At 68.7% G+C, this 25,295-nt stretch carries 24 protein-coding genes; 6 read left to right on the forward strand and 18 right to left on the reverse strand.

All coding sequences use genetic code 11. The features are described from left to right. Position 1: 1 nt before the first annotated feature. Entirely contained in the window at positions 2–364 is a 363-nt protein-coding gene (locus tag ACFT4A_RS19960) for a metalloregulator ArsR/SmtB family transcription factor (protein WP_189726259.1), read from the reverse strand. 131 nt (positions 365–495) lie between these two features. Between ACFT4A_RS19960 and ACFT4A_RS19965 the strand changes: the two genes are divergently transcribed. After that, a complete protein-coding gene (locus tag ACFT4A_RS19965) occupies positions 496–1,965 on the forward strand; it encodes an AlkA N-terminal domain-containing protein (RefSeq protein ID WP_382831983.1) in 1,470 nt (489 codons plus the stop codon). Positions 1,966–1,974: 9 nt separating this feature from the next. Continuing rightward, positions 1,975–2,457, forward strand: coding sequence for a methylated-DNA--[protein]-cysteine S-methyltransferase (locus ACFT4A_RS19970; protein ID WP_382831985.1), 483 nt, complete (start codon positions 1,975–1,977; stop codon positions 2,455–2,457). A gap of 10 nt (positions 2,458–2,467) precedes the next feature. Here the strand turns inward: ACFT4A_RS19970 and ACFT4A_RS19975 are convergent, their stop codons facing one another. Beyond that, positions 2,468–3,436: an IS481 family transposase gene (locus tag ACFT4A_RS19975; protein ID WP_382831987.1), complete on the reverse strand. Its 969-nt coding sequence runs from the start codon at positions 3,434–3,436 to the stop codon at positions 2,468–2,470. Here ACFT4A_RS19975 and ACFT4A_RS19980 point away from each other — a divergent pair. Continuing rightward, positions 3,399–3,830 carry a DUF222 domain-containing protein gene (locus ACFT4A_RS19980; RefSeq protein ID WP_382832084.1) on the forward strand — a complete coding sequence of 144 codons (432 nt, stop codon included), beginning with the start codon at positions 3,399–3,401 and terminating at the stop codon, positions 3,828–3,830. The genes ACFT4A_RS19975 and ACFT4A_RS19980 overlap by 38 nt on opposite strands. 9 nt (positions 3,831–3,839) lie before the next feature. Here ACFT4A_RS19980 and ACFT4A_RS19985 read toward each other — a convergent pair whose 3' ends face one another. Beyond that, positions 3,840–4,040 (reverse strand): hypothetical protein, encoded by a 201-nt coding sequence (locus ACFT4A_RS19985; protein ID WP_382831989.1) that lies wholly within the window; start codon positions 4,038–4,040, stop codon positions 3,840–3,842. Beyond that, a complete protein-coding gene (locus ACFT4A_RS19990; protein WP_382831990.1) occupies positions 4,027–4,152 on the reverse strand; it encodes a hypothetical protein in 126 nt (41 codons plus the stop codon). The genes ACFT4A_RS19985 and ACFT4A_RS19990 overlap by 14 nt, the downstream gene beginning before the upstream one ends. 635 nt (positions 4,153–4,787) lie before the next feature. On the opposite strand from ACFT4A_RS19990, the gene ACFT4A_RS19995 reads away from it, so the two are divergent. Further along, positions 4,788–8,447 carry a helix-turn-helix domain-containing protein gene (locus ACFT4A_RS19995; protein WP_382831992.1) on the forward strand — a complete coding sequence of 1,220 codons (3,660 nt, stop codon included), beginning with the start codon at positions 4,788–4,790 and terminating at the stop codon, positions 8,445–8,447. A gap of 388 nt (positions 8,448–8,835) precedes the next feature. Here the strand turns inward: ACFT4A_RS19995 and ACFT4A_RS20000 are convergent, their stop codons facing one another. The 3 genes from ACFT4A_RS20000 to ACFT4A_RS20010 form a co-directional block, all read right to left on the reverse strand. Then, positions 8,836–9,501, reverse strand: coding sequence for a hypothetical protein (locus tag ACFT4A_RS20000; protein ID WP_382831994.1), 666 nt, complete (start codon positions 9,499–9,501; stop codon positions 8,836–8,838). 61 nt (positions 9,502–9,562) lie between these two features. Further along, positions 9,563–10,462, reverse strand: a complete 900-nt coding sequence (locus ACFT4A_RS20005; RefSeq protein WP_382831996.1) for a hypothetical protein — start codon at positions 10,460–10,462, stop codon at positions 9,563–9,565. Further along, on the reverse strand, positions 10,459–12,195 hold the full coding sequence (locus ACFT4A_RS20010) for a hypothetical protein (RefSeq protein WP_382831997.1): 1,737 nt from the start codon (positions 12,193–12,195) through the stop codon (positions 10,459–10,461). The genes ACFT4A_RS20005 and ACFT4A_RS20010 overlap by 4 nt, the downstream gene beginning before the upstream one ends. 64 nt (positions 12,196–12,259) lie before the next feature. Between ACFT4A_RS20010 and ACFT4A_RS20015 the strand changes: the two genes are divergently transcribed. Then, positions 12,260–13,009: an NUDIX domain-containing protein gene (locus ACFT4A_RS20015; RefSeq protein WP_382831999.1), complete on the forward strand. Its 750-nt coding sequence runs from the start codon at positions 12,260–12,262 to the stop codon at positions 13,007–13,009. 250 nt (positions 13,010–13,259) lie between these two features. Here the strand turns inward: ACFT4A_RS20015 and ACFT4A_RS20020 are convergent, their stop codons facing one another. From ACFT4A_RS20020 to ACFT4A_RS20035, 4 genes are all read right to left on the reverse strand, one after another. Next, positions 13,260–13,991 carry an NAD-dependent deacetylase gene (locus ACFT4A_RS20020; protein WP_382832001.1) on the reverse strand — a complete coding sequence of 244 codons (732 nt, stop codon included), beginning with the start codon at positions 13,989–13,991 and terminating at the stop codon, positions 13,260–13,262. Positions 13,992–14,056: 65 nt separating this feature from the next. After that, positions 14,057–14,551, reverse strand: a complete 495-nt coding sequence (locus tag ACFT4A_RS20025) for an NUDIX domain-containing protein (RefSeq protein WP_382832003.1) — start codon at positions 14,549–14,551, stop codon at positions 14,057–14,059. Between the two features lie 28 nt (positions 14,552–14,579). Further along, positions 14,580–14,882: a hypothetical protein gene (locus tag ACFT4A_RS20030; RefSeq protein ID WP_382832005.1), complete on the reverse strand. Its 303-nt coding sequence runs from the start codon at positions 14,880–14,882 to the stop codon at positions 14,580–14,582. A gap of 189 nt (positions 14,883–15,071) precedes the next feature. Then, entirely contained in the window at positions 15,072–16,142 is a 1,071-nt protein-coding gene (locus ACFT4A_RS20035) for an ADP-ribosylglycohydrolase family protein (protein WP_382832006.1), read from the reverse strand. Positions 16,143–16,345: 203 nt separating this feature from the next. Between ACFT4A_RS20035 and ACFT4A_RS20040 the strand changes: the two genes are divergently transcribed. Further along, a complete protein-coding gene (locus tag ACFT4A_RS20040; RefSeq protein WP_382832086.1) occupies positions 16,346–17,464 on the forward strand; it encodes a glycerate kinase in 1,119 nt (372 codons plus the stop codon). Between the two features lie 57 nt (positions 17,465–17,521). Here ACFT4A_RS20040 and pssA read toward each other — a convergent pair whose 3' ends face one another. The 7 genes from pssA to ccrA all read right to left on the reverse strand — a co-directional run bounded on the left by pssA (position 17,522) and on the right by ccrA (position 25,249). Next, positions 17,522–18,301, reverse strand: a complete 780-nt coding sequence (gene pssA, locus ACFT4A_RS20045) for a CDP-diacylglycerol--serine O-phosphatidyltransferase (RefSeq protein WP_382832088.1) — start codon at positions 18,299–18,301, stop codon at positions 17,522–17,524. Between the two features lie 58 nt (positions 18,302–18,359). After that, on the reverse strand, positions 18,360–19,016 hold the full coding sequence (locus ACFT4A_RS20050; protein ID WP_215117587.1) for a phosphatidylserine decarboxylase: 657 nt from the start codon (positions 19,014–19,016) through the stop codon (positions 18,360–18,362). Between the two features lie 170 nt (positions 19,017–19,186). After that, positions 19,187–20,392, reverse strand: a complete 1,206-nt coding sequence (locus ACFT4A_RS20055) for an acyl-CoA dehydrogenase family protein (protein ID WP_382832008.1) — start codon at positions 20,390–20,392, stop codon at positions 19,187–19,189. A 2-nt stretch (positions 20,393–20,394) separates the two neighbouring features. Continuing rightward, positions 20,395–20,907: a MaoC family dehydratase gene (locus ACFT4A_RS20060; RefSeq protein WP_382832010.1), complete on the reverse strand. Its 513-nt coding sequence runs from the start codon at positions 20,905–20,907 to the stop codon at positions 20,395–20,397. Between the two features lie 5 nt (positions 20,908–20,912). Beyond that, a complete protein-coding gene (locus tag ACFT4A_RS20065; RefSeq protein ID WP_382832012.1) occupies positions 20,913–21,878 on the reverse strand; it encodes an HpcH/HpaI aldolase/citrate lyase family protein in 966 nt (321 codons plus the stop codon). Further along, entirely contained in the window at positions 21,875–23,902 is a 2,028-nt protein-coding gene (locus ACFT4A_RS20070) for a protein meaA (RefSeq protein ID WP_382832014.1), read from the reverse strand. The genes ACFT4A_RS20065 and ACFT4A_RS20070 overlap by 4 nt, the downstream gene beginning before the upstream one ends. Before the next feature lie 9 nt (positions 23,903–23,911). Then, positions 23,912–25,249: a crotonyl-CoA carboxylase/reductase gene (gene ccrA, locus ACFT4A_RS20075; RefSeq protein WP_382832090.1), complete on the reverse strand. Its 1,338-nt coding sequence runs from the start codon at positions 25,247–25,249 to the stop codon at positions 23,912–23,914. Between the last annotated feature and the right edge of the window lie 46 nt (positions 25,250–25,295).

A 25,295-nucleotide genomic window follows, 5' to 3' on the forward strand; every position in this document is an offset into this window, starting at 1 on the left:
CTCAGTCGGCGGTGTCGCTGATCCCCAGCCGCAGATGCTCCACGTGGTACACGGCCTGGTCGAGCAGCTCGGCGACATGGTGATCGTGCAGCGCGTACACGACCGAACGGCCCTGGCGCTCGCCGACCACCAGGCCCAGATTGCGCAGCAGCCGCAGCTGATGCGAGCAGGCCGACTGCTCCATGCCCACCTCCGCCGCCAACTCCGTGGCCGGCAGCGGACCTTCCCGCAGCCGCGCGAGGATCAGCAGCCGGGAGGGCGTGGACAGGGCCTGGAGCGTGGTGGCCACCTTCGCGACGTTGTCCGCGTCCAGGCGTACGCGCTCGCCGGCGTCCTGCGCGGTGGTGACGGCTCCATGACCCATGACGTCATCGTACCGGGCGCACACGAACACATGAATGAATCTTCATCTTTCCCGGTCCGGGCAGGTCGATGTCGGATTCTCGCCAGACCGGCCTGCCTGCGGTGACCGATGCTGGACGTATGCAGATGGGGATGCACACCGACACCGAGCGTTGCGTACGCGCCGTCCAGTCGAAGGACGCGCGCTTCGACGGCTGGTTCTTCACGGCCGTCCTGACGACCCGCATCTACTGCCGTCCCAGCTGTCCGGTCGTGCCGCCCAAGCCGGAGAACATGGTCTTCCACCCGAGCGCGGCGGCCTGCCAGCAGGCCGGGTTCCGGGCCTGCAAGCGCTGCCGGCCCGACACCAGCCCCGGCTCCCCGGAGTGGAACCAGCGCGCCGACCTGGTGGCCCGTGCCATGCGGCTGATCGCCGACGGCGTCGTGGACCGCGAGGGCGTGCCGGGCCTCGCCGTCCGGCTCGGCTACAGCACCCGGCAGGTCGAGCGCCAGCTGCTCGCCGAACTGGGCGCGGGCCCCCTCGCGCTCGCCAGGGCCCAGCGCGCCCAGACGGCCCGGCTGCTCATCGAGACGACGACCCTGCCCATGGCACAGCTCGCCTTCGCCGCGGGCTTCGCCTCGATCCGCACCTTCAACGACACCGTCCGCGAGGTCTTCGCCCTGTCCCCGTCCGAGCTGCGCACCCGCGCCCCGAAGCGCCAGGGCACGAGCACGCCCGGCGCGCTCGCCCTGCGGCTGCCGTTCCGGACCCCGCTCAACCCCGACAACCTCTTCGGCCACCTCGCCGCGACGGCCGTACCCGGGGTGGAGGAGTGGCGCGACGGCTCCTACCGCCGCACCCTGCGCCTCCCGTACGGCCACGGCATCGTCGCCCTCACCCCCACCCCCGACCACATCGCCTGCCGCCTCACCCTCAGCGACCTGCGCGACCTGACCGTCGCCATCAGCCGCTGCCGCCGCCTGCTCGACCTGGACGCCGACCCGGTCGCGATCGACGACCAACTGCGCACCGACCCGGTCCTCGCACCACTGGTCGACAAGGCACCCGGCCGGCGGGTCCCGCGCACGGTGGACGAGGCCGAGTTCGCCGTCCGGGCCGTGCTCGGCCAGCAGGTCTCCACCGCCGCCGCCCGCACCCACGCGGCCCGCCTGGTCACCGCGCACGGCGAACCGGTCGACGACCCCGAGGGCGGCCTCACCCACCTCTTCCCGGCGCCCGAGGCCCTCGCGGCCCTGGACCCCGAGTCGCTGGCGATGCCCCGCAGCCGCCGCACCTCCTTCACCACCCTGGTCCGCCAGCTCGCCGACGGCGAACTCCATCTCGGAGTGGAGAGCGACTGGCCGCGCAGTCGCGCCCAGCTCCTCGCCCTGCCCGGCTTCGGCCCCTGGACCGCCGACGTCATCGCCATGCGCGCCCTCGGCGACCCGGACGCCTTCCTCCCCACCGACCTCGGAATCCGCCGCGCCGCCCGGGAACTGGGCCTGCCCTCCACACCCGCCGCGCTCACCGCACGCGCGGCCGCCTGGCGCCCGTGGCGGGCCTACGCCGTCCAGTACCTCTGGGCGACGGACAGCCACCCGATCAACTTCCTCCCGGTATAAGGACGTTCGATGAAGCGCCACACGGTGACCGACAGCCCCTACGGCCCTCTCACCCTCGTCGCCGACGACGGAGTGCTGTGCGGCCTCTACATGACCGACCAGCGCCACCGCCCGCCGGAGGAGACCTTCGGCCTCCGCGACGACACCCTGTTCGCGGAGGCGGAGGAACAACTGGAGGCGTACTTCGAGGGTGACCTCAAGGAGTTCACCGTCGAACTCCGCCTGACGGGCACCCCGTTCCAGCGCACCGTCTGGGAGCAACTGAGCCGCATCCCGTACGGTGAGACCCGCACCTACGGCGAACTCGCCGCCACCCTCGGCACCCCCACCGCCTCCCGGGCGGTCGGCCTCGCCAACGGCCGCAACCCCGTCGGCATCATCGTCCCCTGCCACCGCGTCGTCGGCGCCAACGGCAGCCTCACCGGCTACGGCGGCGGCCTGGACCGCAAGCGCAGGCTGCTGGAGTTCGAGAGCGGGGCCGCGCTGTTCTAGGTGTACTCGGTCATGAGGTTGGTGACAGTCGGCTGATCGGTGGCTGGCCGCCGAGCGCGGTGTGTCGGCGGCCAGTGTTGTAGAAGTCGAGCCAGGGCGCGAGTGCTCGCGCGCGTTGGGCATTGCTGGTGAAGACCTTCCGGTATGCCCATTCGGTCTGCAGGGTGCGGTTGAAGCGTTCGACCTTTCCGTTGGGCCACGGGCAGTGCGGGCGGGTGAACTTCTGGCGTGCGCCGAGTGCTTGGCAGGCGGTCTGGAAGTCGTGCGAGAGCCGGTAGTTCTTGGCGTTGTCGGTCATGACCCGCTCGATGCGGGTGATGCCGTGAGTGTGGAAGAACGCGGCTGCGCGGGTGAGAAAGCCCGCGCAGGTGGTGCCCTTCTCGTCGGGGAGGATCTCGGCGTAGGCGAGGCGGGAGTGGTCGTCGACGGCAGCGTGGATGTAGTCGTAACCCAGGCCCCGGAGCGATCCGGGTCGTTCACCGCGGCCGTGGGCGCGATGGCCTCCGCCGGCGGGGATCCGGCCGAGCTTCTTGACGTCGGCATGGATCATGTCGCCGGGCCGGGAGTGTTCGTAGCGACGGCTGCTGGCCCTGGTGGCGCGGATGACCTGGCCGGTCAGCGGGTCGCAGGCGGACAGCGGCGGCACCTGGTGGCGGCTGAGGATCCGGCTGATGGTGCGGGCGGGGACGCCGGTGTGCTCGGCCAGGGCGTCGGGCCCCGTGCGCAGGGTGCGGCGGGCTCTGAGCACGCGCTGTTCGACGGCCGCAGGTGTGCGGGTGGGACGGCGGTGCGGTCTGCTGCTGCGGTCCTGCAGCCCGCTCCAGCCCTCGGCACGGTAGCGGTTCACCCAGCGATGGGCGCACTGGCGGGAGACGCCGAGTTCCTTTGCGACGTGAGCGACCGGACGCCGGTCCAGTACGACACGACGCACCAGCAGGTATCTGCCGTGGAACGTCAGCCGGGCATTAGCGTGGGCCACCAGGACCTCCGAGGTGAGTGAAGACGGCTATCTCCACTACGCCCGGAGGTCCTTCCTTGATCAACTACCGACGGCTGCGTGTCACCAACGTGACGGCCGAGTACATCTAGGACCTGTCCGGGCGATCACATGTCTGGTTAGGGTGACTCCGCGGAGGGAGCTGATGAGTGCTGTGGAGATGAGTCGTTCAGAGGCCGTCGCGCTCGTGCAGCGGGTCATGGGAGCGGACTACGCCTCCGACGACGAGGTGGCCGACCTGCTGGACGGGCTCGACAGATCCCTGGCATGCCCGTCCGCTCACATCAAGGACTTGATCTTCTGGCCGCCGGAGCGGGAGCTTTCGGCGGGTGAGGTGGTCGACCAGGCCCTGGCTTATCGACCGATTGCTTTGTGAGGCCGCGACTCAGCTCCCAAGCCAGATGAGCAGAGCGGCGGTGGTCGCGGTGCCGAGGAAGACGTAGTCGCGCTTCTTGTACAGCTCTTCGTCGAAGCTGGGTGGCCGTCCGCCGCGAGACCCTTTGTGCGGGCGGGCAGCCCGGCTGTCGCTCTTCTCCGGGATCGTGTGCCGGATGCCCCGCCGGCCGAGGTGCTCACGGCGGGGCATCCTCCAGCCGGTAGACCGTGCCACGGGCTGCGAGGCGGCGCACGTACTCCTCGTAGGACAGGGGCGGATTGAGGAGCCGGGACAGCGCGCCATCATCCAGAGCATGCGTCACGGAGAAACGACCACCTGTCCTCCGCGTCATCGATGGTCACGATGCCGCGGTGCGCCTCGGTGCGCGACCCGCTGCTTCGCCCGAGTCCGCAGGCCGTGCGAGCGGGAAAGGGCCGTCAGTCCCAGCCCATCAGCGCGGATGAAGCCTTGCGACAGCATCTGGCATGCTGCGTACAGGGTGTCGACCGTCCTGCCGGCCAGGCGTGCCAAGGATCCGAGTCCAGGCGGGGCAGACGCGTCCGCCAAGGAGCATCAAGGTGTGGCATCTGGGCCTTCGCTCACTCCTGTCCCGCTAGTGCCGGGCGGCCGACGGGTGCCCGGCATCACGGCCAGGATCTGGGCAAGAACGGCCGCGGCCGCGCGACGGCGTGCAGGCTGAGCCGACCAGATGGCCGGCAGCACTACGCCGACGAACAGGCAGACAAAGACAGCGAGCAGCAAGGCAGGAAGGCTGCCAGGGACCCACAGCATCAAGACTCCTCACGTGGACGATGACTTGTTCACCTCCGACAGTGGCGGTGCACACGGCCGCACTGGTCCGACGCTGAATAGTCCTGAATTCCGGAGTGGTTGATGCAGGTCAGACCCTACGCTGGGCAGCATCGCGGTGAAATGGGGTGAAGAACGGAGTGAGGCATGGCAGCGGGGGAGCCGCCCCAGGCGGTGGTGAGCTTCTGCAGACAGCTGCGGCGTCTGGTGCGCGAGTGCGGTATCGCCCAAAGCGACGTGGCCAGAGCGCTTCACCGCAGCAACGGTGCAGTCTCGGCTCTCCTCAACGGGCAGCGTGCCACGCCACCGGCGTGGGACGACGTAGCGCGCATCGTGGAGTACTGCGGAAGCCGCCGTGCGAGTGCCCCCGCAGGAGTCAGTCTCGACCTGTCGTGGTGGCGGCTTCGCCACCACGAAATGGAGACCACCGCTGAGGAGCCCCAGCGGGAGCAGCGCCCCCGCCCCCGCCCCCACCCAGACCCGTCTCCGACACCGGAGCCGGACGAAATCCCGGACGACTTCGCCAGCGCCATCGACGTACTGGCTGCTGGCCGGGAAGACTTCAAGGGACTCGCGGCGGAACTGCTGGAACCTCTCACTCTGAGCGGCGCCGCAACCAATGGCCTGCCCGCAGTGCTGGAAGGATTTGGCGACCGGGTCCGCTCCAGCCACGGGAACGCTCGTACCGCACTGCTGGCCGCAGCCGACCGGGCCATCCTGATCACCGCGTTCTGCGACGCCGTGGCGAGCTCTGGCATCCACTACGGGCCCGAACTCGGCTACCAGCAGGGCGACATCACCACCCAGATCGTCGCCGAACTCGATCAGGTAGTCCTCGGCACAGACCGGGTCAGGGACGCTGGCGAACTACGTCGGGAGATCACCGCCGCCTACACCTACGCTGCCGGCATCGTGCACGGTGAAGGCAGCCCTCAGGACCAGTACCCCGAAGACCTGGCCCACCAGGCCTGGCAGCGCTACGAAGCCCTCATGGCTTCGGCTACCTGGGACTGCCCCGAGCTACGTCTGACCTCAAACACCGAAGATCCACCCGAGGTCGCCGAGCAGGGGTCCCAGCCGCCCGGGCCCAGCTACGCGCTGCGGCCGCTGTCGCACTGGTCAGGCCAGTTCGCTGCCGACTCCGCTCCCGCACACCGATACCGGCGACTGTTGCGGGAACCCGTGGCTGACGCCGAGGATACCGGCCTGGTGATGCCTACCTTGGAGAACGGGTACGTCGATCCGGCTTTCCGCGTGGCGCAGGATCATTCCAGCGGCCGGCATCTGTCCAGTGACGACTGGTGGCTCACTCAGCCCGTGCGTGAAGACCTCGGCGAGTTTCTCGCAGCCCACGTCCTCACCGCCCACGCCATCATTGCCCCCCTGGTCATCCTCGGCCACCCGGGCTCGGGGAAGTCGCTGCTGACCAAGCTCCTCGCCGCGCGACTGCCCCAGGCAGAGTTCTTCTGCCAGCGCGTCGAGCTGCGCCACATACCTGCGGACCTGGACATCCAAGAACAGCTCGAGGAATCCCTCAAGCGCTCCACCGGCAAGTCCACCCCCTGGCCCGAAGCCGCCGCACCTGGCACGGTCCGGGTCGTAGTCCTGGACGGCTTCGACGAACTCCTTCAAGCGGCTTCTGCCAACTACGCCCGCTACTCCAACTACCTGCACGACCTTGCCGACTTCCAACTACGCGAATACGAACTCGGCCGCCCCACCATCGTGGTCGTCACCAGCCGCACCGTCGTCGCCGACCAGGCCCCCACTCCCCGCCTGAGCACCGTCATCCGCCTGGAGCCCTTCGATGAAGACCGCATCGGACACTGGGTACAGGTCTGGAACACCGCCAACCGCCGCTACTTCACCTCACGCGGCCTGCAACCACTGGATCTCGGCGTGCTGCAGCCGCACGGCGACCTCATCAGCCAGCCCCTTCTCCTGCTGATGCTCGCTCTCTATGACGCCTCGTCAAACGGCCTGCACCAACTGCGAGGCGAGGACATTGGACGACTTGGCCTCTACGACAGGCTGTTGACCGAGTTCACCCGCCGCCAGGTCGCCAAGCACAACGGCGCGCAGCCCCTTCTAGCAGAAGCTGCCGCCGTGGAACTCGAACTGCAACGCCTCGCCGTGATCGCCGTCGGCATGTTCAACCGGCGGCGCCAGGGCATCACCGCGTCCGAAGCCCACGCCGACCAGACCGCACTCCTCGACGCCGACCTTGCCCCCTCACCGCTGCTCTTCGGCCGCTTCTTCTTCATCCACGAAGCCCAAGCCGTCGTCACCGGCCAGCACAGACACTCCTACGAATTCCTGCACGCCACCTTCGGCGAGTACCTCACCGCCCGCCTCATCACCGACGAACTCAAGCACCTCCTGCATTCCGAGCACCCTCCACCCGCCGCTGTCATCGACGATGACCGGTTACATGCTCTGCTGTCCCATGTCCCGCTCGTCGACCGGGCCGAAGTCATACGCAACCTCACCGACCTGATCGGCAGCCTGAGCCAGCAACAGCGCAGTCAGCTCACCGCGCTGCTGATCCGCCTGCTCAAAGCAGTCGCCGACGATCTCCCCCGACCCGACCGGCCGCCCTACGAGCCTCTCCCCGCCCGCCGCCGCGAGAGAGAGGCCGTCTACGGCGTCAACCTGCTCCTCCTGGCCGTCCTGGGAGAGGGCTCTGTACGCGTCTCACGCCTTTTTGATGCGGGTGACCCGCTCGACTCCTGGCGACGCCAGAGCATGTTGTGGCAATCCCAGCTCAGCAAGGCCTCTTGGGCCACTCTGATCGGCACTCTCACCACAGAGCCGTGCACAGACCCGCAAACCCACAACCCCGACCTGCGCGTACGGCTGATCCCCGCCAACCGCGCAGATGGCCCTGCCTGGCCCGCGCATAGAGACCCTCAAGCCCCACACGCCGGCCCCTACCGGCATCACGAGCCGACGAGCCTTGTCGAGCAGTCCAGGTCCGCGGCCTTCACGCACGACATCGGCTCGCTGCACGTCCTGCACGCCGTGACCCCGCTGGCGCACCACCTGCCGGCCACGCTGGAGACCTACCACGTTACCGACAACCAACACACCCGCTCCGCCGCGCACACTCTCCTTGCCCTGCTCGACCCGCTCACCCCCGCCGTCTTCGCTGTCCCGCAAGCGCTTGTCGACCTCCTCAACGCCCTGCCTGCACGGGAGCGTATGACGGCAGCGGACATCCTTGCCCGCCTCCTCTTCCATGCCCTCCCGCACCAGCCTGTCCGCGCTGTCACCCACGTCCTGGACCAGCTCACATCCCTGCGCGCGACGGGCTCACGCGGCCTGGGAGCAACCACCTGGCTGACCCTCGCTCAGTGCGCCCAAGCTCTCATTGGACACCCAGACGTCCCTCACGCCCAGCTTGCAGCCATCACCGCCCGCTTCGGCCCCCGAGCCCCGGCCCTGGACGGCGCCAGCCCCCTGCAGCGGCTTCAGTGCCTGCTCATAGAGGCCGGCACAACAGCTACCTGGAGCGCTGTCGAACACCCGGCCGCCGCCACAGTGCTCGCCACCGCCCTCGAACTGCTCCAGCAAGTGCCGTCGGCGAACAGACCCGCACACACGGTCATCGAACTCCTACGCCTCGCACGGAACCTCAACGCCGACGACTGGCTGGCCGAACACGCAGAGCCACTACTGGACGCACTCCCGCCTGTCGGGCTTCTCAGGCTCTGCCCGACCGACATCAGCTGGCTCCGCTCCACCATCCACAGCGAAAGTCTGCTCGCCGAGCTCGACCGAATCCGTAGCTACTGGCACCGCACGTAGGACCCTTACATCGGAGGGGCGGCGCACAGCTGCAGGGGCCGAGGTGCATGGTTGTAGGTGTGCAGGCCGGGCCGGTCGCGGAGGCCAACTCCCGCCGTGGCGGCTCTCTTCGCCGTAGCGGCAGGAACTGGCCAGCACCTGCTCGGTGTAGGTGTCCGGTTCGTCGTCGGCAGGGCCAGGCTCAGGCGCAAGGCCGCCTCCCCTGGTGATCTCGCGCCACCGTCGCACGACGATATCGCTGCACGCCGCCCCTTCCTGACCTACTTTCACGGCTCGGGCGAAAGACCTCATCCCATGCCCACGCTCTCTCAACGTCGAGCCCCCGCAGCACGAATGACGCCCAGCCCGGTCTCCGCAGTGGGCCGAGCCCAGGGGCCGTGGATCGATGCTAGGGATGCTGTGTGACGGGGGCTTCCATGCTGTTCGCCCAGGCAGTGTCGAATTGTTGGAGGGCGATGGTGTAAAGGAGGCCGGGGGCTCGTGCGTACAGGCAGGGTGAGTTCCTGCCGTGCGCGTTGTCGCTGTAGAAGGTGAGGTAGGCGACCTTGTCGGTGGCTATGACGCGGCAGGTGTGGGGCAGGTTGTAGCTGTGCAGTTGGATGTTGCGTTGTGCGCGTGCGGCCTGGGCGAGGTAGTTGATGTTGGCTCGGACCTGATTTCTGAGCAGGTCAGGGGTGAAGCCTGGGTCGAAACGGGCGACGTCGTGGGAACGGCGGTCGAGCCAGGAGTCGTGTGGTGTGTCCGGGTCGGGGAGCAGGATCTGGACGGATGCCGGTGAGAGGTCGCCGGACCACAGTGGGGCGAAGGCTTCGCGGGTGAGGATGTTGCCGCGTCCTGCCATGACTTTGACCCAGCGGGCCCGGGCGAGGTCCTGGCTCATGTTCTGTTCTGCGGCGGCTTGGCGGCGGTAGACGCGGCGGAGTCCCGTGCCGGTGAACCAGGAGCAGGCGGCGGTGAGCCACCACAGGGGGCGTGAGGCGCGCAGCAGGCTGAGGGCGAGCAGGAGGGCACTGGTGATGAGGGAACTGAGTATGCCGAGCAGAAAGGCGTCCATGCTGAGACTCCGGTGGTGGGAGTTGTCTCCTTGGGCGGTGCTCGCGGTGCTCGTCGCTGGCTCAGCAGAGGTAGGGGAGTAGCTGGCTCAGGACGTGGGCGGCGTTTCTTGCCGCGAGTTCGTGGTGCCGGTGGCCCTTGTCTTCGTCGGCGTTGTCCGAGACGCCGCGGATGACGATCCAGCCGGGGTTTTCTGTGGCGTGGACTGAGTTCTCCTGCCAGTACTGGCTGAGCCCGCCGGCCTCCATGTCTACGGCCAGGACCTTTTCGTGGTAGGTGGTGAGGTAAGTGCGGACTTCACTGGCCCGGTCGGCGATGACGGCTTCGCCGGACCCGATGACTCCGGGGTATACCTCGTACTGGTCGTCGGCGTGTGCGGTCATTTGGCCGTCGATGCGCGCCGGCGTCCCGTGGTCGGTGAAGTAGGCGTTCACGGCGTGAACGACTTGCGCGGGTGCTTGCCGGTGCTCACCGCGACGGCGGGTGTCTCCCATTGGGTTGATCTTGCGGCTCTCGTAGTAGACGACGTCGGTGGAGACGATGACGTTGCCGATCCGGGCATGGTCATCGTGGATGCCGCCTCCGATGCCGACGAGGGCCCACAGCCGTGGGTTGTAGTGGTGTCGGAGGTTTTCCAGGGCAGCCATGGTGGACCGCTGCCCCTGGCTTTGCGTCTGTGTGGCCACGACGCGCAAGGTGGCACCGGGGACATCGTGTTCGCCCTGGTAGAAGTACAGGCCGCTTGGCATCTTGTGCCGGTGAAGCTTTAACTCATCGATGACGGAGCGGAGTTCCTCACTGAGGATGGTGACGATCCCGAGGTCCCACCCGGCTTCCGCCTCGACGGCCGGCTCGGCGGAGTGCTGGGGCAATGGCCCGGAGGCTTGAGCGTTCGCTCCGATCGCGATGTTGCTGAAGTGGTTGTTGCTGCCGTGGCTGATGATGCCTCGGTTGTTGGTCATGGGGCTGCTCCGTTGTCGGGCTGTGCGGGCTGGTTCGCGGGGACGCTGACCTGAGCCGCGTCGCCTACGGCGTTGTTGGTGAAGCTGTTGTTGTCGCCGAAGTTGAAGATGCCGCTGTTGATGATCTTGAGTGCTCGGTCTTTGAAGACGGACGTGTCGACATCCTTGTCCTGCAGGAAGTCACTGGCGGCGCTCAAAAGCCGCTGCTCTATGGTTTTCATCCGTCCGAGGATGTCGCTCTTCTCAAGCTGTACCTTGGTCCAGGCCTGCGACGATTCCTCTCGTATGCTGACGCGGCTGCCGATGAGGATGTTGCGGATCGGCGTCGTGGTGAGGTCGCGGGGCAGGATGACGGCCTTTGCCAGCGCGTAGAGGTAACGGAGGATCCGCCATGAGTGCTGGATGTCGGAGGGCAGCGCGGCCAGTTCGTTGAAGGCGCCCCATATGACGGCTGCGGCGCCGTGGTGGCCGAACTCTTCGGCTCGCTGGAAGGAGCGTGGTGTGTGTGCGAGCACGCATGCCGCCGTGGACAGGTTCAGGGTTCGTCCCTGCAGGCTGACGTGCAGCAGGACGGTTGCAACGAATTCGGCCCCGTCTGCGGCGGTGGTGACCTCGAGGAAGTGGTGCTGCTTCGATTCGGGCGTGTTGATGATGGAACGCAGTTCGCTTCGGGTGAAGTGGTGCGGAAGCAGCGATCGGTCCACCGCGACATCGGTCTCGGCGACGTAGACGCGGTCCCGGACCTCTGCCGACAGCCGGACGTCGCGGCTGTCGATGTTCAGCGGCAGGACGGCTTCGCGCAGGTGCTCGACGAGTTCGTGTGCCTGGAAAGGCGGCACCGAGTGCTCACGCTCGTGCAGCGGCGCATCGTCGGTATCAGGCCGCAGCAACTGGATGCTCATCGGCGGATTCCACTGGTAGACGAGTTCACCGGCTCCGATGAACGGTGATTGGTCACCGAAGAGCGTGAACATGGTGAGGTCGTCATCCTCGTCGTCGCTGTGCCGGGGGCGGCGGTACACGGCGCACATGTGGTGCTGCTGGCGGTCCGCTGCACGCTGTCGGCCCGACAGGCGGGCGGGACGCAGCGCAGGGGCACGCAGGATGCGGTTGAGGATCAGCTGGCGTGTGGCTCCCACGGCCAGGTAGACGAGTGTGATCGCCACGGCCAGGACAAGTGCCGTCAGCGCCTGCCGCGGATAGACCAGGGTGATGACCAGGACGGTCATGGCCAGCCACAGCGCGGCCGTGGTGACCCGTCTGAACGCGACTGCTTTGACCGTCGTGACACGCGGGAGGAGGAGGCTGAGGAGGTAGCGGTGGGCCCGTAAGGGGCCGCCTGAGCCACGGCGTCTGGACTTGTGGGCCGGCATCGACTGGCGGTCGATGCCTTGAAGCAGGGTGGCGAGACGGAGCAGCAACAACAGGCCGAAGCCGCAGGCGATGAGGATGGCTGCGGGAAGGGCTCCGGTGAGGACGGGTCCGACTACTGCAGCGAGGATCGTGGTACGAGGGAGCACGCTGAGCGCGGCGGCGCGCCACGCGTGATGCATGACCGGGACTATGTCGAAGCCGTAGGACGGGGCGACCCTGCGGTGCGGCGCGGTGCAGACCTCGCCGATCACAAGGTCGCGGAAGCGTTCGTCCACATACACGCCGGCGCACAGATGACGCGTGGCGGCTGTGGGTTCGAGCGTTGTCTCCTGTGCTGGTGGCGCGTGGGAAGTGGTCATGTCCTGCCCCCGGCTTCTCCAGTTATGGTTGCTGTGACCATAAGTGTCGGCGGAGTTTAAGTCAATGAGACCTTTAGGGGTGCGGGTGGACGACTGGCTGAAGGACTCAGAGGAGGTCGGACCCTCGTGGCTGACCGTGGACCTTGCGATCTTCACCCTCAGAGACGACCAGCTGATGGTGCTCCTGATCGAGCGCGGCCTGGACCCCTTCAACGGCATGCCCGCGATGCCCGGAGGCTACGTCCAGAAGAACGAGACCCTCCGGGACGGGGCCCTGCGCGAGCTGGCCGAAGAGGCCGGCATCGACGGCAGCCAGCTGCACCTGGAGCAGCTCGGCACCTACGCGGACCCCGGGCGTGACCCAAGAGGCAGAGTCGTGACCGTCGCCTACCTCGCACTGGGGCCGAACCTGCCGACACCCGTCGGAGGGACCGACGCCGCACGCGCCTTCTGGGCCCCCGCGGCGCGCCTGGAGGACGGCACGCTCCGCCTGGCATTCGACCATCAGGCAATTCTGACCGAGGCGCTGGAAGAGGTCCGCAGGAAGCTCGAGTACACCGCTGTCGCCACGGCCTTCTGCGGGGAGGCGTTCACGCTCAGAGATCTCCGCACGGTGTACGAGGTGATCTGGGGCCAGCCATTGGATCCGAGCAACTTCCGCCGCAAGGTGCTCAACACCACGGGATTCGTGCAGCCGACGGGAGATCAGTGGCTGCCCCCCACCGGCCGCCCGGCGGCCCTGTACCGCCGTGGACACGCCTGGCTGCTCAACCCGCCCCTGCTTCGTACCGCAACGTCCGGTCAGCGAGGCTGAGGCGGGCTCCGGCCGCGACAGGCGACCAACCGAGGGATATGCTCACCGGGCTGAGGGCGAACCGGCACCGCACGGCGGACTCCAAGGCAGCGCAGAAGTCGAGTCACCCTCGCCGAAACTACCTCGTCAGTGGAAAGCTCCCGCTCCGGCGGCCAGCCGTCCCCCGCCGTCCGAGGCGTAGTCCGCGCTTATGATCCGCTGCACGAGCGCGACCGCCGCCGCGCGAGCATCTCCTTGGCACGGACAGCTCCTAGGCGGCCTCGCCGAGGCTCCGCAGCAGTTCGGGCAGGGCCGTGCCGATGGGTTCCCGCACGATCTCGTCGGCGCGCTCGTCGTACGGCGTCGGCTCGGCGTTGACGATGATCAGACGGGCGCCGTGGTCGGCGGCGACACCCGCGAGGCCCGCGGCGGGCTGGACCTTCAGGCTCGTGCCGACGGCGACGAACACCTCGCAGGCCTTGCTGATGGCGGCCGCCTCGCCGAGGACGACGGGGTCGAGCCGCTCGCCGAACATCACCGTCGCCGACTTCAGGACACCGCCGCACTCCAGACACGGCGGATCGTCCTCACCGGCCTCGACCCGGGCGAGCGCGTCCCCCATCGGGCCGCGGCTGTGGCAGCCGGTGCACACGAAACTCCGTGCCGTGCCGTGCAGTTCGAGGACCTTGCGGGCGGGCATCCCGGCGAGCTGGTGCAGCCCGTCCACGTTCTGCGTGATCACCCGCACCGGCACCCCCGACCCCTCCAGGTCGGCGATGGCGTGATGGGCGGCGTTGGGCTCGGCCTGCAGTGTCCGGTTCTTGCGCCGCATCTGCCACGACCGCCGCCGGATCTCCGGATCGCCCATGTAGTACTCGTACGTCACGAGCTTCTCGGCCTCCGGATCCCGCCGCCACAGCCCGTTCGGCCCGCGGTAGTCCGGGATCCCGGAGTCGGTGCTGATCCCGGCACCGGTGAGCAGGGCGACTAGGGGCTTGGCCATGAGCCGAGGGTAGGACGCCGGGCCGCACGGGGCGAACGGATATCCGGGGGACGTGCCGAGCCCGGTCAGCCGACCCGGTCGCCGTTCTCCAGCTCCGCCGTGCCCGAGCCCTCCGCCAGCACGTCCAGGGCGGTCAGGACACGGCGGCCGAGAGCGCCCGGGAGGTATTCGGCCAGTTCCTCGCGCGGAACGAGCCGCCAGGACAACAGTTCCTCCTCCTGGAGGCGGATCGCCTTGAAGGAGTCCTCGCCGAGCACCCCGCCGTCGTACAGATACGCCACCAGCGGCGGACGCCCCGGGCCGTGCACCCAGTCCACCGCCAGCAGCCGGCCGAGCTCACGGTCCAGGCCGATCTCCTCGGCCGTCTCGCGCCGCGCGCCCTGCCGCGGGGTCTCACCGTCGTCGGACTCGATCGTGCCGCCGGGCAGCGTCCAGCCGTCCCGGTAGTTGGGCTCGACGAGCAGGACCCGGCCCTCGCCGTCCCGGAACAGCGCGGCGGCGCCGGCCAGGACGCGAGGCAGGGACGCGATATAGGCGGCGAAGTCAGCAGAGGTGGTCATGGGGGCAGGGTAGCCACCGGACGCCGGCTCAGCCGCAGGGGAAGCTGGAGACGCGCACCGGGCCCGCGTACCCGCTGAAGTTGCCCGAGTCCTTGGCGCAGGCCGTGCCGCCCACCTTGCAGACCTGCAGGTACATGTACTGCGCCTTGCCGACGTTGTTGTCGAGGATGACGCAGCCCTTGCCGCCGTTCTCGTAGGAGAAGAGGGTCGCCAGGCGCTCGGACGGCTCGGTGCCCAGGGGCAGCGGAATGCCCTTCCGCAGCGTGTAGCCGGTGCCGCAGACGTTGGCAGCGGCCGCGGCGGCCGCCGGGTCGGCCTTCGCGAGAGCCACGGACCCGTGATCGACATCGTCGCGTGATGAGCAAGTGGCCGGAATCAGCGGGATCGAAGCGCTTTCAAGCGGAACGACCTCGATGGCCGGGAAGTCGTGGCTGATACTGCGCCACGATGAGCCCCGGATCCCCGAGCGGAAGGGCGGGTCCGCCGCCGTACCCGGCTGGAAATGGCCGGTTCGCCACGGTCAGGCCTCCGACTCCGCCAGCCGCAGCGTCCGCTCCGCCAGCTCGCTGATCCGCACGCCGTCGAAGCCGAACACCGCACTGCGGACGGTGTCCTCCAGCGGGGCCTTCCAGTGCTCCGGGATGGCGGTCGCCCCGCCGAAGACGCCCGCCACCGAACCCGCGGTCGCGCCGTTGGAGTCGGTGTCCAGACCGCCGCGGACGGTCAGGGCGATGGTGCGCGTGAAGTCGCCGTCGCCGTAGAGCAGGCCGGCGGTCAGGACGGCGGCATTCGGAACGGTGTGGATCCAGCCCATCCCGACGGTCTCCTCGGCGATCGTGGTGAGCGTGTCCTCCCAGGACATCCGGGTGTCGTGCAGGGAGACCACCCGGCGTACCGTCCGGGCCAGGCGGCTGCTCGCCGGGATCACGGCCAGGGCCTGGTCGACGGCATGCCGCACGGTGGGTGCGGTGAACGCCGCCGCGATCAGCGCCGCCGCCCACATCGCCCCGTAGACCCCGTTGCCGGTGTGCGACAGCACCGCGTCGCGCCGGGCCAGCGAGGCGGCCCGGCGCGGCACGCCCGGGCAGGTCCAGCCGTAGATGTCGGCCCTGATCAGCGCCCCGATCCACTCCTGGTACGGGTTGTCGTACGTCGCCGTCAGCGGCGGCTTGAGCCCGCCGGCCAGATTGCGGTACGCGGCCCGCTCGGCGGTGAACGTCTGGAGGTACGGCAGCCGCAGCAGCCACAGGTCGCCGACCTGCTCGGTGCTGAAGCCGAAGCCGTGGGTCTCCAGCAGGTCGAGGCCGAGGATCGCGTAGTCGACGTCGTCGTCACGGCAGCTGCCGTGGATCCGGCCGCGCACACACTGGCGCCACTCGGGCCGCAGCGCGGTCGCGTCGTCGCCGGAGGGCTCGGGCAGGTAGTCGGTCAGGGGGAGGGCAGCGGCCTGCCTGAGGTACCGGTCGATGCGGTCGCGTGTCCAGACCTCGCCCTGCTCGACCGGTTTGCCGAGCATGTTGCCCGCGATGCGGCCCAGCCAGCCGCCGAGGATGCGGTCGGCGAGCGCTGCTTCGGTGTCGACGAGGGTCATGGTTACGGTCTACCCGTTTCCGCGCGATAGCCCGAGAGCAGATGGGGCCGCCGGTCCAGGAGTCGGGCAGATGCTGACGGCCGGGGCGCGCTCCGGTTAAGGTCACAGCGGCGCGACTGGCCCTGACGTGCGTGAGGGCCCGGAGAGCAAGGGGAGTACAAGTGGCGGACGCTGCAGTGGGCGGTACCCGAACGACGCAGCGGGTGCTCGTCGCCGCGGACAAGTTCAAGGGGTCGCTGACGGCCGTGGAGGTCGCCGAGCGGGTGACGGCCGGGCTGCGCCGGGCCGTGCCGGGCCTCGAGGTCGAGGCGCTGCCCGTGGCCGACGGCGGCGACGGGACCGTGGCCGCGGCGGTCGCGGCCGGGTTCGAGCGCCGGGAGGTACGGGTCGCCGGCCCCCTCGGCGGTGAGGTGACGGCGGCGTTCGCGCTGGGCGACGGCACCGCAGTCGTGGAGATGGCCGAGGCGAGCGGACTCCAGCGGCTGCCCGCCGGCGTCTTCGCCCCGCTCACGGCGTCCACGTACGGCTCCGGCGAGCTGCTGCGGGCCGCCCTGGACGCGGGTGCCCGCACGATCGTCTTCGGGGTCGGCGGCAGCGCCACCACGGACGGCGGCGCCGGGATGCTGTCCGCGCTGGGCGCCCGGTTCCTGGACGCGGACGGCGAGCCGGTACCGCCGGGCGGCGGCGGCCTCGCCGATCTGGCCACGGCCGATCTGTCGGGCCTCGACCCGCGCCTCACCGAGGTCGAACTGGTCCTCGCCAGCGACGTCGACAACCCGCTGACCGGCCCGAAGGGCGCGCCCGCGGTCTACGGCCCGCAGAAGGGCGCCTCACCGGACGATGTGGCGGCCCTGGACACCGCCCTCGCGCACTTCGCGAAGGTGCTGGAGGGACCGGCCGGTCCGAAGGCCGCCGAGTACGCCGCCTCGCCCGGCGCGGGCGCGGCGGGCGGCATCGGCTACGGCGCCCTGCTGCTGGGCGCCCGGTTCCGCCCCGGCATCGAGGTGATGCTCGACGTCCTGGGCTTCGCACCCGCGCTGGACCGCGCCGATCTGGTGATCACCGGCGAGGGCTCCCTCGACGAACAGACCCTGCACGGCAAGGCCCCGGCAGGCGTCGCCGCGGCGGCCCGCGCCGCCGGCAAGGACGTCGTGGCGGTCTGCGGCCGCCTCGCCCTGCCCCCGGAGGTCCTGGGCCGCTCCGGCTTCCGCCGGGCCTACCCCCTGACGGACGCGGAGCCGGACGTGGCGAAGTGCATCGCCGAGGCGGGCCCGATCCTGGAACGGGTGGCAGAACGCATCGCCAGGGACTTCCTGAGCTGAAAAGGCAAAGGGCCCCGGACCGAAACCCGGTCCGGGGCCCTTCACAAGAGTCGAACGCTACGGAAGCTGAGCCGCCCGCGCCTCGCGCCGGTTGCCGCGGAAGTTGTTGACCCGCCGAGCGGTCGCGAACAGCGGAATCACCGCGCCCATGACCAGCTGCAGCGCACACCCCGTCTGCAGCAGCAGCTGTCCGCTCGGCGCGTCGAACGCCCACGCGGCGAGCAGCCCCATGCTCAGCACGATCCACGACAGCATCGCCACGGCGAGCCGCCCCCGCGGCTTCGGGTACTCGACCCGGCTCACCATGAGCCACGCCGTACCCAGGATCGCCAGCAGCGTCGCCACGAAGGGCAGCTCCAGCAGCACGATCGACACGACCGTCAGCGCTCCGAACGGCGACGGCATGCCCTGGAACGTCCCGTCCTTCACGGTGACGCACGAGAACCGCGCAAGCCGCAGCACCACCGCCAACAGCACAACGATCGCGCCCACCGCCGCGACCCGCTCATGCGCGTCCCGCGCGACCATGCCGTACACGAGCACGAAGTACGCGGGTGCCAGGCCGAAGCTGATCAGGTCGGAGAGATTGTCCAGCTCCGCACCCATCGGCGACGAGCGCAGCTTGCGGGCGACGAGGCCGTCGAACAGGTCGAAGACGGCCGCGCACAGCATCAGGATCACGGCCGTGGCCGCGCTGTTGCGGGCCATGCCCAGATCGTCACCCGAGAGGTGCGGGATGAGGATGCCGGTGGTCGTGAAGTACACCGCCATGAACCCGCACGTGGCGTTGCCGAGTGTCAGAGTGTCCGCTATCGAGAGGCGAAGGGAGAGGGGCATCTCCTCTTCTTCGTCCACCTCGTCGGCCTCCGGGACCCAGCCGGCCTTGGTATCAGGATCAATCACGGTCAATGCGAGTCACCCCAGCCACGGTCTTCTGACCGACCTCGACGTCTACCTCCACGCCCTCGGGCAGGTAGATGTCCACACGCGAACCGAAACGGATCAGGCCGATCCGCTCGCCCTGCTCGACCTTGGTGCCCTGAGGCACGTAGGGAACGATGCGTCGGGCGACCGCGCCGGCGATCTGGATCATCTCGATGTCGCCGAGCTCGGTGTCGAAGTGCCACACGACCCGCTCGTTGTTCTCGCTCTCCTTGTTGAAAGCGGGAACAAAGCCACCGGGGATGTGCTCGACGGACGTCACCGTGCCGGCCAGCGGCGCGCGGTTGACGTGCACGTTGAGCGGGCTCATGAAGATCGCGACGCGGGTGCGGCCGTCCTTCCACGGCATGATGCTCTGCACCACACCGTCGGCGGGCGAGATGACCCGGCCCTGGGTGATCTCGCGCTCGGGGTCGCGGAAGAACCACAGCATCCCCGCCGCGAGCGCGGTGGCGGGAACGGCGACGGCCTTGGCGGCGCCGGAGCGGCGGGCACGGGCCAGGCTGAGGGCTGCGGTGGCGACGGTCGGAAGGAGCCACGGCGATGCTCCGCGCGCGAGGCGTACGCCGGCCCGGCTGTCGCGTGGTGCAGAGGTTTGGCTGTGGGGCATGGATGACCTTCGTAGCGGATGAGGCCGCACTCTGACGGGGGACGGCGGCTTTCCGGCGATCGTAGCGGCTCGGGGCCGTAACTGGGTAAGCCAGGCAGCCGAGTCGGCGGCAGAAGAGTGCTGACGGGGTGTGATCTTCTTCTCCAAGAAAACACCCCGTATCCGGACATCTAGCCCTGGAATCGATACTCTTCGAGCAGTCGCCGACCGATGATCATTTTCTGGATCTCGGCGGTACCTTCACCGATGAGCAGCATCGGCGCCTCACGGTAGAGGCGTTCGATCTCGTACTCCTTGGAGAAGCCGTAGCCGCCGTGGATCCGGAAGGCGTCCTCGACGACTTCCTTGCAGTACTCGGAGGCGAGGTACTTCGCCATCCCGGCCTCGAGGTCGTTTCGCTCCCCGGAGTCCTTTTTGCGAGCTGCATTCACCATCATCGCATGCGCGGCCTCGACCTTGGTAGCCATCTCCGCCAGCTTGAACTGGATTGCCTGGTGCTGGGCGATCGGCTTCCCGAAGGTGTGACGCTGCTGCGCGTACTGTACGCCCAGTTCGAACGCACGCTGAGCGACACCGCAGCCACGTGCCGCCACGTTGACGCGCCCGACCTCGACGCCGTCCATCATCTGGTAGAAACCACGGCCCGTGACCCCGCCGAGCACACGATCCGCAGGAATCCGCAGGCCATCCATGATGAGTTCGGTGGTGTCGACCCCCTTGTAACCCATCTTGTCGATCTTGCCGGGGATGGTGAGGCCGGGACGGACCTCGCCGAAGCCGGGCTCCTTCTCGACGAGGAAGGTCGTCATCGACTTGTGGGGCGCGGTGCCCTCGGGGTGACCTTCGTCACTTCGGACCAGGACGGCCACCAGAGACGACGTTCCGCCGTTCGTCAGCCACATCTTCTGGCCGTTCAGGACGTACTCCTCGCCGTCCCGCACCGCCTTCGACGTGATCGCCGAGACGTCCGAGCCGAGGGCCGGCTCCGACATCGAGAACGCGCCGCGGATGTCGCCCGCGGCCATCCTCGGCAGGAAATGGTCCTTCTGTTCCTGCGTCCCGTGCTGCTTGAGCATGTACGCCACGATGAAGTGGGTGTTGATGATGCCGGACACCGACATCCACCCGCGGGCGATCTCCTCCACGCACAGCGCGTACGTCAGGAGAGACTCGCCCAGGCCCCCGTACTCCTCGGGGATCATCAGGCCGAACAGGCCCAACTCCTTCAGCCCGTCGACGATCTGCTGGGGGTACTCGTCGCGGTGCTCCAGCTCCGTGGCGACCGGGATGATCTCCTTGTCCACGAAGTCCCGGACGGTGGACAGGATCTCCTGCTGGATGTCCGTCAGACCGGCGGTCTGGGCGAGTCGCGCCATGGCTACTTCTCCTGCTCCTTGAGCTCGGGGCGGCCGGGCTGCTCGCCGCCGCGCTCCTTGATGTAGGTCTCGGTCGGCACCATGACCTTGCGGCGGAACACGCAGACCAGCGTGCCGTCCTGCTTGTAGCCCTTGGTCTCGACGTGGACGATGCCGCGGTCGTTCTTCGACTTGGACGGCCACTTGTCGAGCACGGTCGTCTGGCCGTAGAGCGTGTCGCCGTGGAAGGTCGGCGCCACGTGCTTCAGCGACTCGATCTCCAGGTTGGCGATGGCCTTGCCGGAGATGTCCGGGACGGACATGCCGAGCAGGAGGGAGTAGATGTAGTTGCCCACCACGACGTTCTTGCCGAAGTCGGTCGTCTTCTCGGCGTAGTTGACGTCCATGTGGAGCGGGTGGTGGTTCATGGTGAGGAGACAGAACAGGTGGTCGTCGTACTCCGTGACCGTCTTGCCCGGCCAGTGCTTGTACGTCGCGCCGACCTCGAACTCCTCGTAGGTGCGTCCGAACTGCATCGCCGTCACGCCTCCGGGATCTCGAACTTGGTGGTGCGCCGCATGCCGGCGGCGCGGCCCTTGCCGGAGACGACCAGGGCCATCTTGCGGCTGGCCTCGTCGATCATCTCGTCGCCGAGCATCGCGGAGCCCTTCTTGCCGCCCGCCTCGGACGTGTAGTAGTCGTACGCGTCCAGGATCAGCTCGGCGTGGTCGTAGTCCTCCTGCGACGGCGAGAAGATCTCGTTGGACGCCTCGACCTGGCCCGGGTGCAGCACCCACTTGCCGTCGAAGCCGAGCGCGGCGGCGCGCTGGGCGACCTCGCGGTAGCCGTCGATGTTGCGGATCTGCAGGTAGGGGCCGTCGATCGCCTGGAGGTTGTTGGCGCGGGCGGCCATCAGGATCTTCATCAGGATGTAGTGGTAGGCGTCGGCCGGGTAGCCGGGCGGCTGCTCGCCCACGACCAGCGACTTCATGTTGATGGACGCCATGAAGTCGGCCGGGCCGAAGATGATCGTCTCGACGCGCGGGGAGGCCGTCGCGATCTCGTTGACGTTGTTCAGGCCCTGCGCGTTCTCGATCTGCGCCTCGATGCCGATCTTGCCGACCTCGAAGCCCATCGTCTTCTCGATCTGGGTCAGCAGCAGGTCGAGGGCGACGACCTGCTGGGCCGTCTGCACCTTCGGAAGCATGATGCAGTCGAGGTTCTGGCCGGCGCCCTCGACGACCGTGACGACGTCCCGGTACGTCCACTCGGTCGTCCAGTCGTTGACCCGCACGACGCGCGTCTTGCCCGTCCAGTCGCCCTCGTTGAGGAACTTGACGATGGTGTGCCGCGCGTCGGGCTTGGCGAGCGGGGCGCACGCGTCCTCCAGGTCGAGGAAGACCTGGTCGGCCGGGAGGCCCTGCGCCTTCTCCAGGAAGCGGGGGTTCGAGCCCGGCACGGCCAGACAGGAGCGCCGCGGACGGAGACGGTTGACGGGCGTGGTCATGCGGGGACCTCCAGGGGGTCGAGCTTGTTCGCTTTCCGGATCTCGTCGACGATGCGGCCGATGATTCCGGTGATGTCGAAGTCCTTCGGGGTGAAGACAGCGGCCACTCCGGCTTGCCTGAGCTGCTCGGCGTCACCATTCGGGATGATGCCACCGGCGATCACGGGTATATCTGTGGCACCGGCCACACGGAGCCGTTCGAGCACGTCCGGGACCAGTTGGGCGTGCGATCCGGACAGGATGGACAGGCCGACCGCGTGCACGTCCTCGGCGAGGGCCGCGTCCACGATCTGCTCGGGCGTCAGCCGGATGCCCTGGTAGACCACCTCGAAGCCGGCGTCACGCGCGCGCACGGCGATCTGCTCCGCGCCGTTGGAGTGCCCGTCCAGGCCCGGCTTGCCGACCAGGAAGCGCAGCTTGCCGACGTCCAGGTCCTTGGCCGTCAGATCCACCTTGCGGCGGACCACGGCCAGCGCGCTGCCCTCCTCGACGGGGACGGCCACGGGCGCCGACGAGACGCCCGTCGGGGCGCGGAACTCGCCGAACACCTCGCGCAGGGCCCCGGCCCACTCACCGGTCGTCGCCCCGGCGCGGGCGCACTCCAGGGTGGCCTCCATGAGGTTCTCGGTGCCACGGGCGGCGTCCTTCAGCCGCTCCAGCGCCTTGCAGGGGCGCGGGTGGTTGAAGGGCGGCTGGTAGCGGTTGTCGCGCCACTTCTGCAGGCCCGCGATCACCCGGGCCTCGACCGCCGGGTCGACCGTCTGGATCGCGGTGTCCAGGTCGGCGGTCAGCGGGTTCGGTTCGGTGCCCTCGAAGGCGTTGACACCGATGATCTTCTCCTGGCCCGACTCGATCCGGCCCCGGCGCTCGGCGTGCGAGGAGACCAGCTGGGACTTGAGGTAGCCGGACTCGACGGCCGCCATCGCGCCGCCCATCTCCTGGATGCGGTCGATCTCCGCGAGGGCGGACTCGACCAGTTCCTCCACCTTCGCCTCGATCACCTTCGAGCCCTCGAAGATGTCCTCGTACTCCAGCAGATCGCTCTCGTAGGCCAGCACCTGCTGGATGCGCAGCGACCACTGCTGGTCCCAGGGGCGGGGCAGGCCCAGCGCCTCGTTCCAGGCGGGCAGCTGCACGGCACGCGCGCGTGCGTCCTTGGAGAGGGTCACGGCCAGCATCTCGAGCACGATCCGCTGGACGTTGTTCTCCGGCTGCGCCTCCGTCAGGCCCAGGGAGTTGACCTGGACGCCGTAGCGGAAGCGGCGGTGCTTGGGGTTGTCGATGCCGTAGCGCTCGCGGGTGACCTTGTCCCAGATGCGGCCGAAGGCGCGCATCTTGCACATCTCCTCGACGAAGCGGACGCCCGCGTTCACGAAGAACGAGATGCGGCCGACGACGTCGCCCATGCGCTCCTGCGGCACCTGGCCGGAATCGCGCACGGCGTCGAGCACGGCGATCGCGGTGGACATCGCGTACGCGATCTCCTGCACCGGCGTGGCGCCCGCCTCCTGCAGGTGGTAGCTGCAGATGTTGATCGGGTTCCACTTCGGGATGTGGGAGACCGTGTACGCGATCATGTCCGTCGTCAGACGGAGGCTCGGCCCCGGCGGGAACACATGCGTGCCGCGGGACAGGTACTCCTTGACGATGTCGTTCTGGGTCGTGCCCTGGAGCTTGGTGATGTCCGCACCCTGCTCCTCGGCGACGACCTGGTAGAGCGCCAGCAGCCACATGGCCGTGGCGTTGATGGTCATCGAGGTGTTCATCTGCTCCAGGGGGATGTCCTGGTACAGCCTGCGCATGTCACCGAGGTGCGCGATCGGCACACCGACCCGGCCGACCTCGCCGCGGGCGAGGATGTGGTCGGAGTCGTAGCCGGTCTGCGTCGGCAGGTCGAACGCCACCGACAGACCCGTCTGCCCCTTGGCGAGATTGCGCCGGTACAGCTCGTTGGACGCCTCGGCCGTGGAGTGACCGGCGTACGTGCGCATGAGCCACGGCCGGTCCTTCTGACGCTCACTCATGGACGGACCTCAGATGTTCCGGAAGCGGTTGATGGCGTCGATGTGCTTGGCGCGCTTCTCGTGGTCGCGCACGCCCAGGCCCTCCTCGGGGGACAGCGCGAGGACGCCGACCTTGCCCTGGTGGAGGTTGCGGTGCACGTCGTAGGCGGCCTGGCCGGTGTCCTCCAGGGAGTACACCTTGGACAGGGTGGGGTGGATCTTGCCCTTCGCGATGAGCCGGTTGGCCTCCCAGGCCTCGCGGTAGTTGGCGAAGTGCGAGCCGATGATCCGCTTCAGCGACATCCACAGGTAGCGGTTGTCGTACTCGTGCATGTAGCCCGAGGTGGAGGCGCAGGTGGTGATGGTGCCGCCCTTGCGGGTGACGAACACGCTCGCGCCGAAGGTCTCGCGGCCGGGGTGCTCGAAGACGATGTCGATGTCCTCGCCGCCGGTGAGTTCGCGGATGCGCTTGCCGAAGCGCTTCCACTCCTTGGGGTCCTGGGTGTTCTCGTCCTTCCAGAACTTGTAGCCCTCGGCGTTGCGGTCGATGATCGCGTCCGCGCCCATCGCCCGGCAGATGTCCGCCTTCTGCTCGCTGGAGACGACGCAGATCGGGTTGGCGCCGCCGGCCAGCGCGAACTGGGTGGCGTAGGAGCCGAGTCCGCCGCTCGCGCCCCAGATGAGCACGTTGTCGCCCTGCTTCATGCCGGCGCCGTTGCGGGAGACCAGCTGCCGGTAGGCGGTGGAGTTCACCAGGCCCGGTGCGGCGGCCTCCTCCCAGCTGAGGTGGTCGGGCTTGGGCATCAGCTGGTTCGACTTGACCAGGGCGATCTCGGCGAGGCCGCCGAAGTTGGTCTCGAAGCCCCAGATGCGCTGCTCGGGGTCGAGCATCGTGTCGTTGTGGCCGTCGGACGACTCCAGCTCGACCGAGAGACAGTGCGCGACGACCTCGTCACCGGGCTGCCAGGCGTTGACGCCCGGGCCGGTGCGCAGGACGACGCCCGCGAGGTCGGAGCCGATGATGTGGTACGGCAGGTCGTGGCGCTTGGCCAGCTCGTTGGTGCGGCCGTAGCGCTCCAGGAACCCGAACGTCGACAGCGGCTCGAAGATCGAGGTCCACACCGAGTTGTAGTTGACCGAGGAGGCCATGACGGCCACCAGGGCCTCGCCCGGGCCGAGCTCCGGGACCGGAACCTCGTCCAGGTGGATCGACTTGCGGGGGTCCTTGTCGCGGGTGGTGAGCCCCGCGAACATCTCCGTCTCGTCCTTGTGCACGGTGATCGCGCGGTACGACTCGGGGAGCGGGAGGGCGGCGAAGTCCTCCGACGCGGAGTCGGGCGACTGGATCGCGGCCAGGATGTCCTTCATGGTCACGGTGTTGCCTCCGGCGGTGTGCGCCCTGAGGGAGGGGCGC

This window comes from Streptomyces sp. NPDC057099, assembly GCF_042671245.1.
Classification (GTDB): Bacteria; Actinomycetota; Actinomycetes; order Streptomycetales; family Streptomycetaceae; genus Streptomyces; species Streptomyces purpurascens.

What these genes read in the sequence shown, in the direction of transcription:
- ACFT4A_RS19995 (WP_382831992.1), top strand. Translation starts at nt 4,788, where the DNA reads ATGGCAGCGGGGGAGCCGCCCCAGGCGGTGGTGAGCTTCTGCAGACAG.
- ACFT4A_RS19970 (WP_382831985.1), top strand. Translation starts at nt 1,975, where the DNA reads ATGAAGCGCCACACGGTGACCGACAGCCCCTACGGCCCTCTCACCCTC.
- ccrA (WP_382832090.1), bottom strand. Translation starts at nt 25,249, where the DNA reads ATGAAGGACATCCTGGCCGCGATCCAGTCGCCCGACTCCGCGTCGGAG.
- ACFT4A_RS19985 (WP_382831989.1), bottom strand. Translation starts at nt 4,040, where the DNA reads ATGCCCCGCCGTGAGCACCTCGGCCGGCGGGGCATCCGGCACACGATC.
- ACFT4A_RS20050 (WP_215117587.1), bottom strand. Translation starts at nt 19,016, where the DNA reads ATGCCCCACAGCCAAACCTCTGCACCACGCGACAGCCGGGCCGGCGTA.
- ACFT4A_RS19965 (WP_382831983.1), top strand. Translation starts at nt 496, where the DNA reads ATGCACACCGACACCGAGCGTTGCGTACGCGCCGTCCAGTCGAAGGAC.
- ACFT4A_RS20070 (WP_382832014.1), bottom strand. Translation starts at nt 23,902, where the DNA reads ATGAGTGAGCGTCAGAAGGACCGGCCGTGGCTCATGCGCACGTACGCC.
- ACFT4A_RS19960 (WP_189726259.1), bottom strand. Translation starts at nt 364, where the DNA reads ATGGGTCATGGAGCCGTCACCACCGCGCAGGACGCCGGCGAGCGCGTA.
- ACFT4A_RS20065 (WP_382832012.1), bottom strand. Translation starts at nt 21,878, where the DNA reads ATGACCACGCCCGTCAACCGTCTCCGTCCGCGGCGCTCCTGTCTGGCC.
- ACFT4A_RS20055 (WP_382832008.1), bottom strand. Translation starts at nt 20,392, where the DNA reads ATGGCGCGACTCGCCCAGACCGCCGGTCTGACGGACATCCAGCAGGAG.
- ACFT4A_RS20025 (WP_382832003.1), bottom strand. Translation starts at nt 14,551, where the DNA reads ATGACCACCTCTGCTGACTTCGCCGCCTATATCGCGTCCCTGCCTCGC.
- ACFT4A_RS20000 (WP_382831994.1), bottom strand. Translation starts at nt 9,501, where the DNA reads ATGGACGCCTTTCTGCTCGGCATACTCAGTTCCCTCATCACCAGTGCC.
- ACFT4A_RS20010 (WP_382831997.1), bottom strand. Translation starts at nt 12,195, where the DNA reads ATGACCACTTCCCACGCGCCACCAGCACAGGAGACAACGCTCGAACCC.
- ACFT4A_RS20005 (WP_382831996.1), bottom strand. Translation starts at nt 10,462, where the DNA reads ATGACCAACAACCGAGGCATCATCAGCCACGGCAGCAACAACCACTTC.
- ACFT4A_RS20015 (WP_382831999.1), top strand. Translation starts at nt 12,260, where the DNA reads ATGAGACCTTTAGGGGTGCGGGTGGACGACTGGCTGAAGGACTCAGAG.
- ACFT4A_RS20035 (WP_382832006.1), bottom strand. Translation starts at nt 16,142, where the DNA reads ATGACCCTCGTCGACACCGAAGCAGCGCTCGCCGACCGCATCCTCGGC.
- ACFT4A_RS20060 (WP_382832010.1), bottom strand. Translation starts at nt 20,907, where the DNA reads ATGCAGTTCGGACGCACCTACGAGGAGTTCGAGGTCGGCGCGACGTAC.
- pssA (WP_382832088.1), bottom strand. Translation starts at nt 18,301, where the DNA reads ATGCCCCTCTCCCTTCGCCTCTCGATAGCGGACACTCTGACACTCGGC.
- ACFT4A_RS20020 (WP_382832001.1), bottom strand. Translation starts at nt 13,991, where the DNA reads ATGGCCAAGCCCCTAGTCGCCCTGCTCACCGGTGCCGGGATCAGCACC.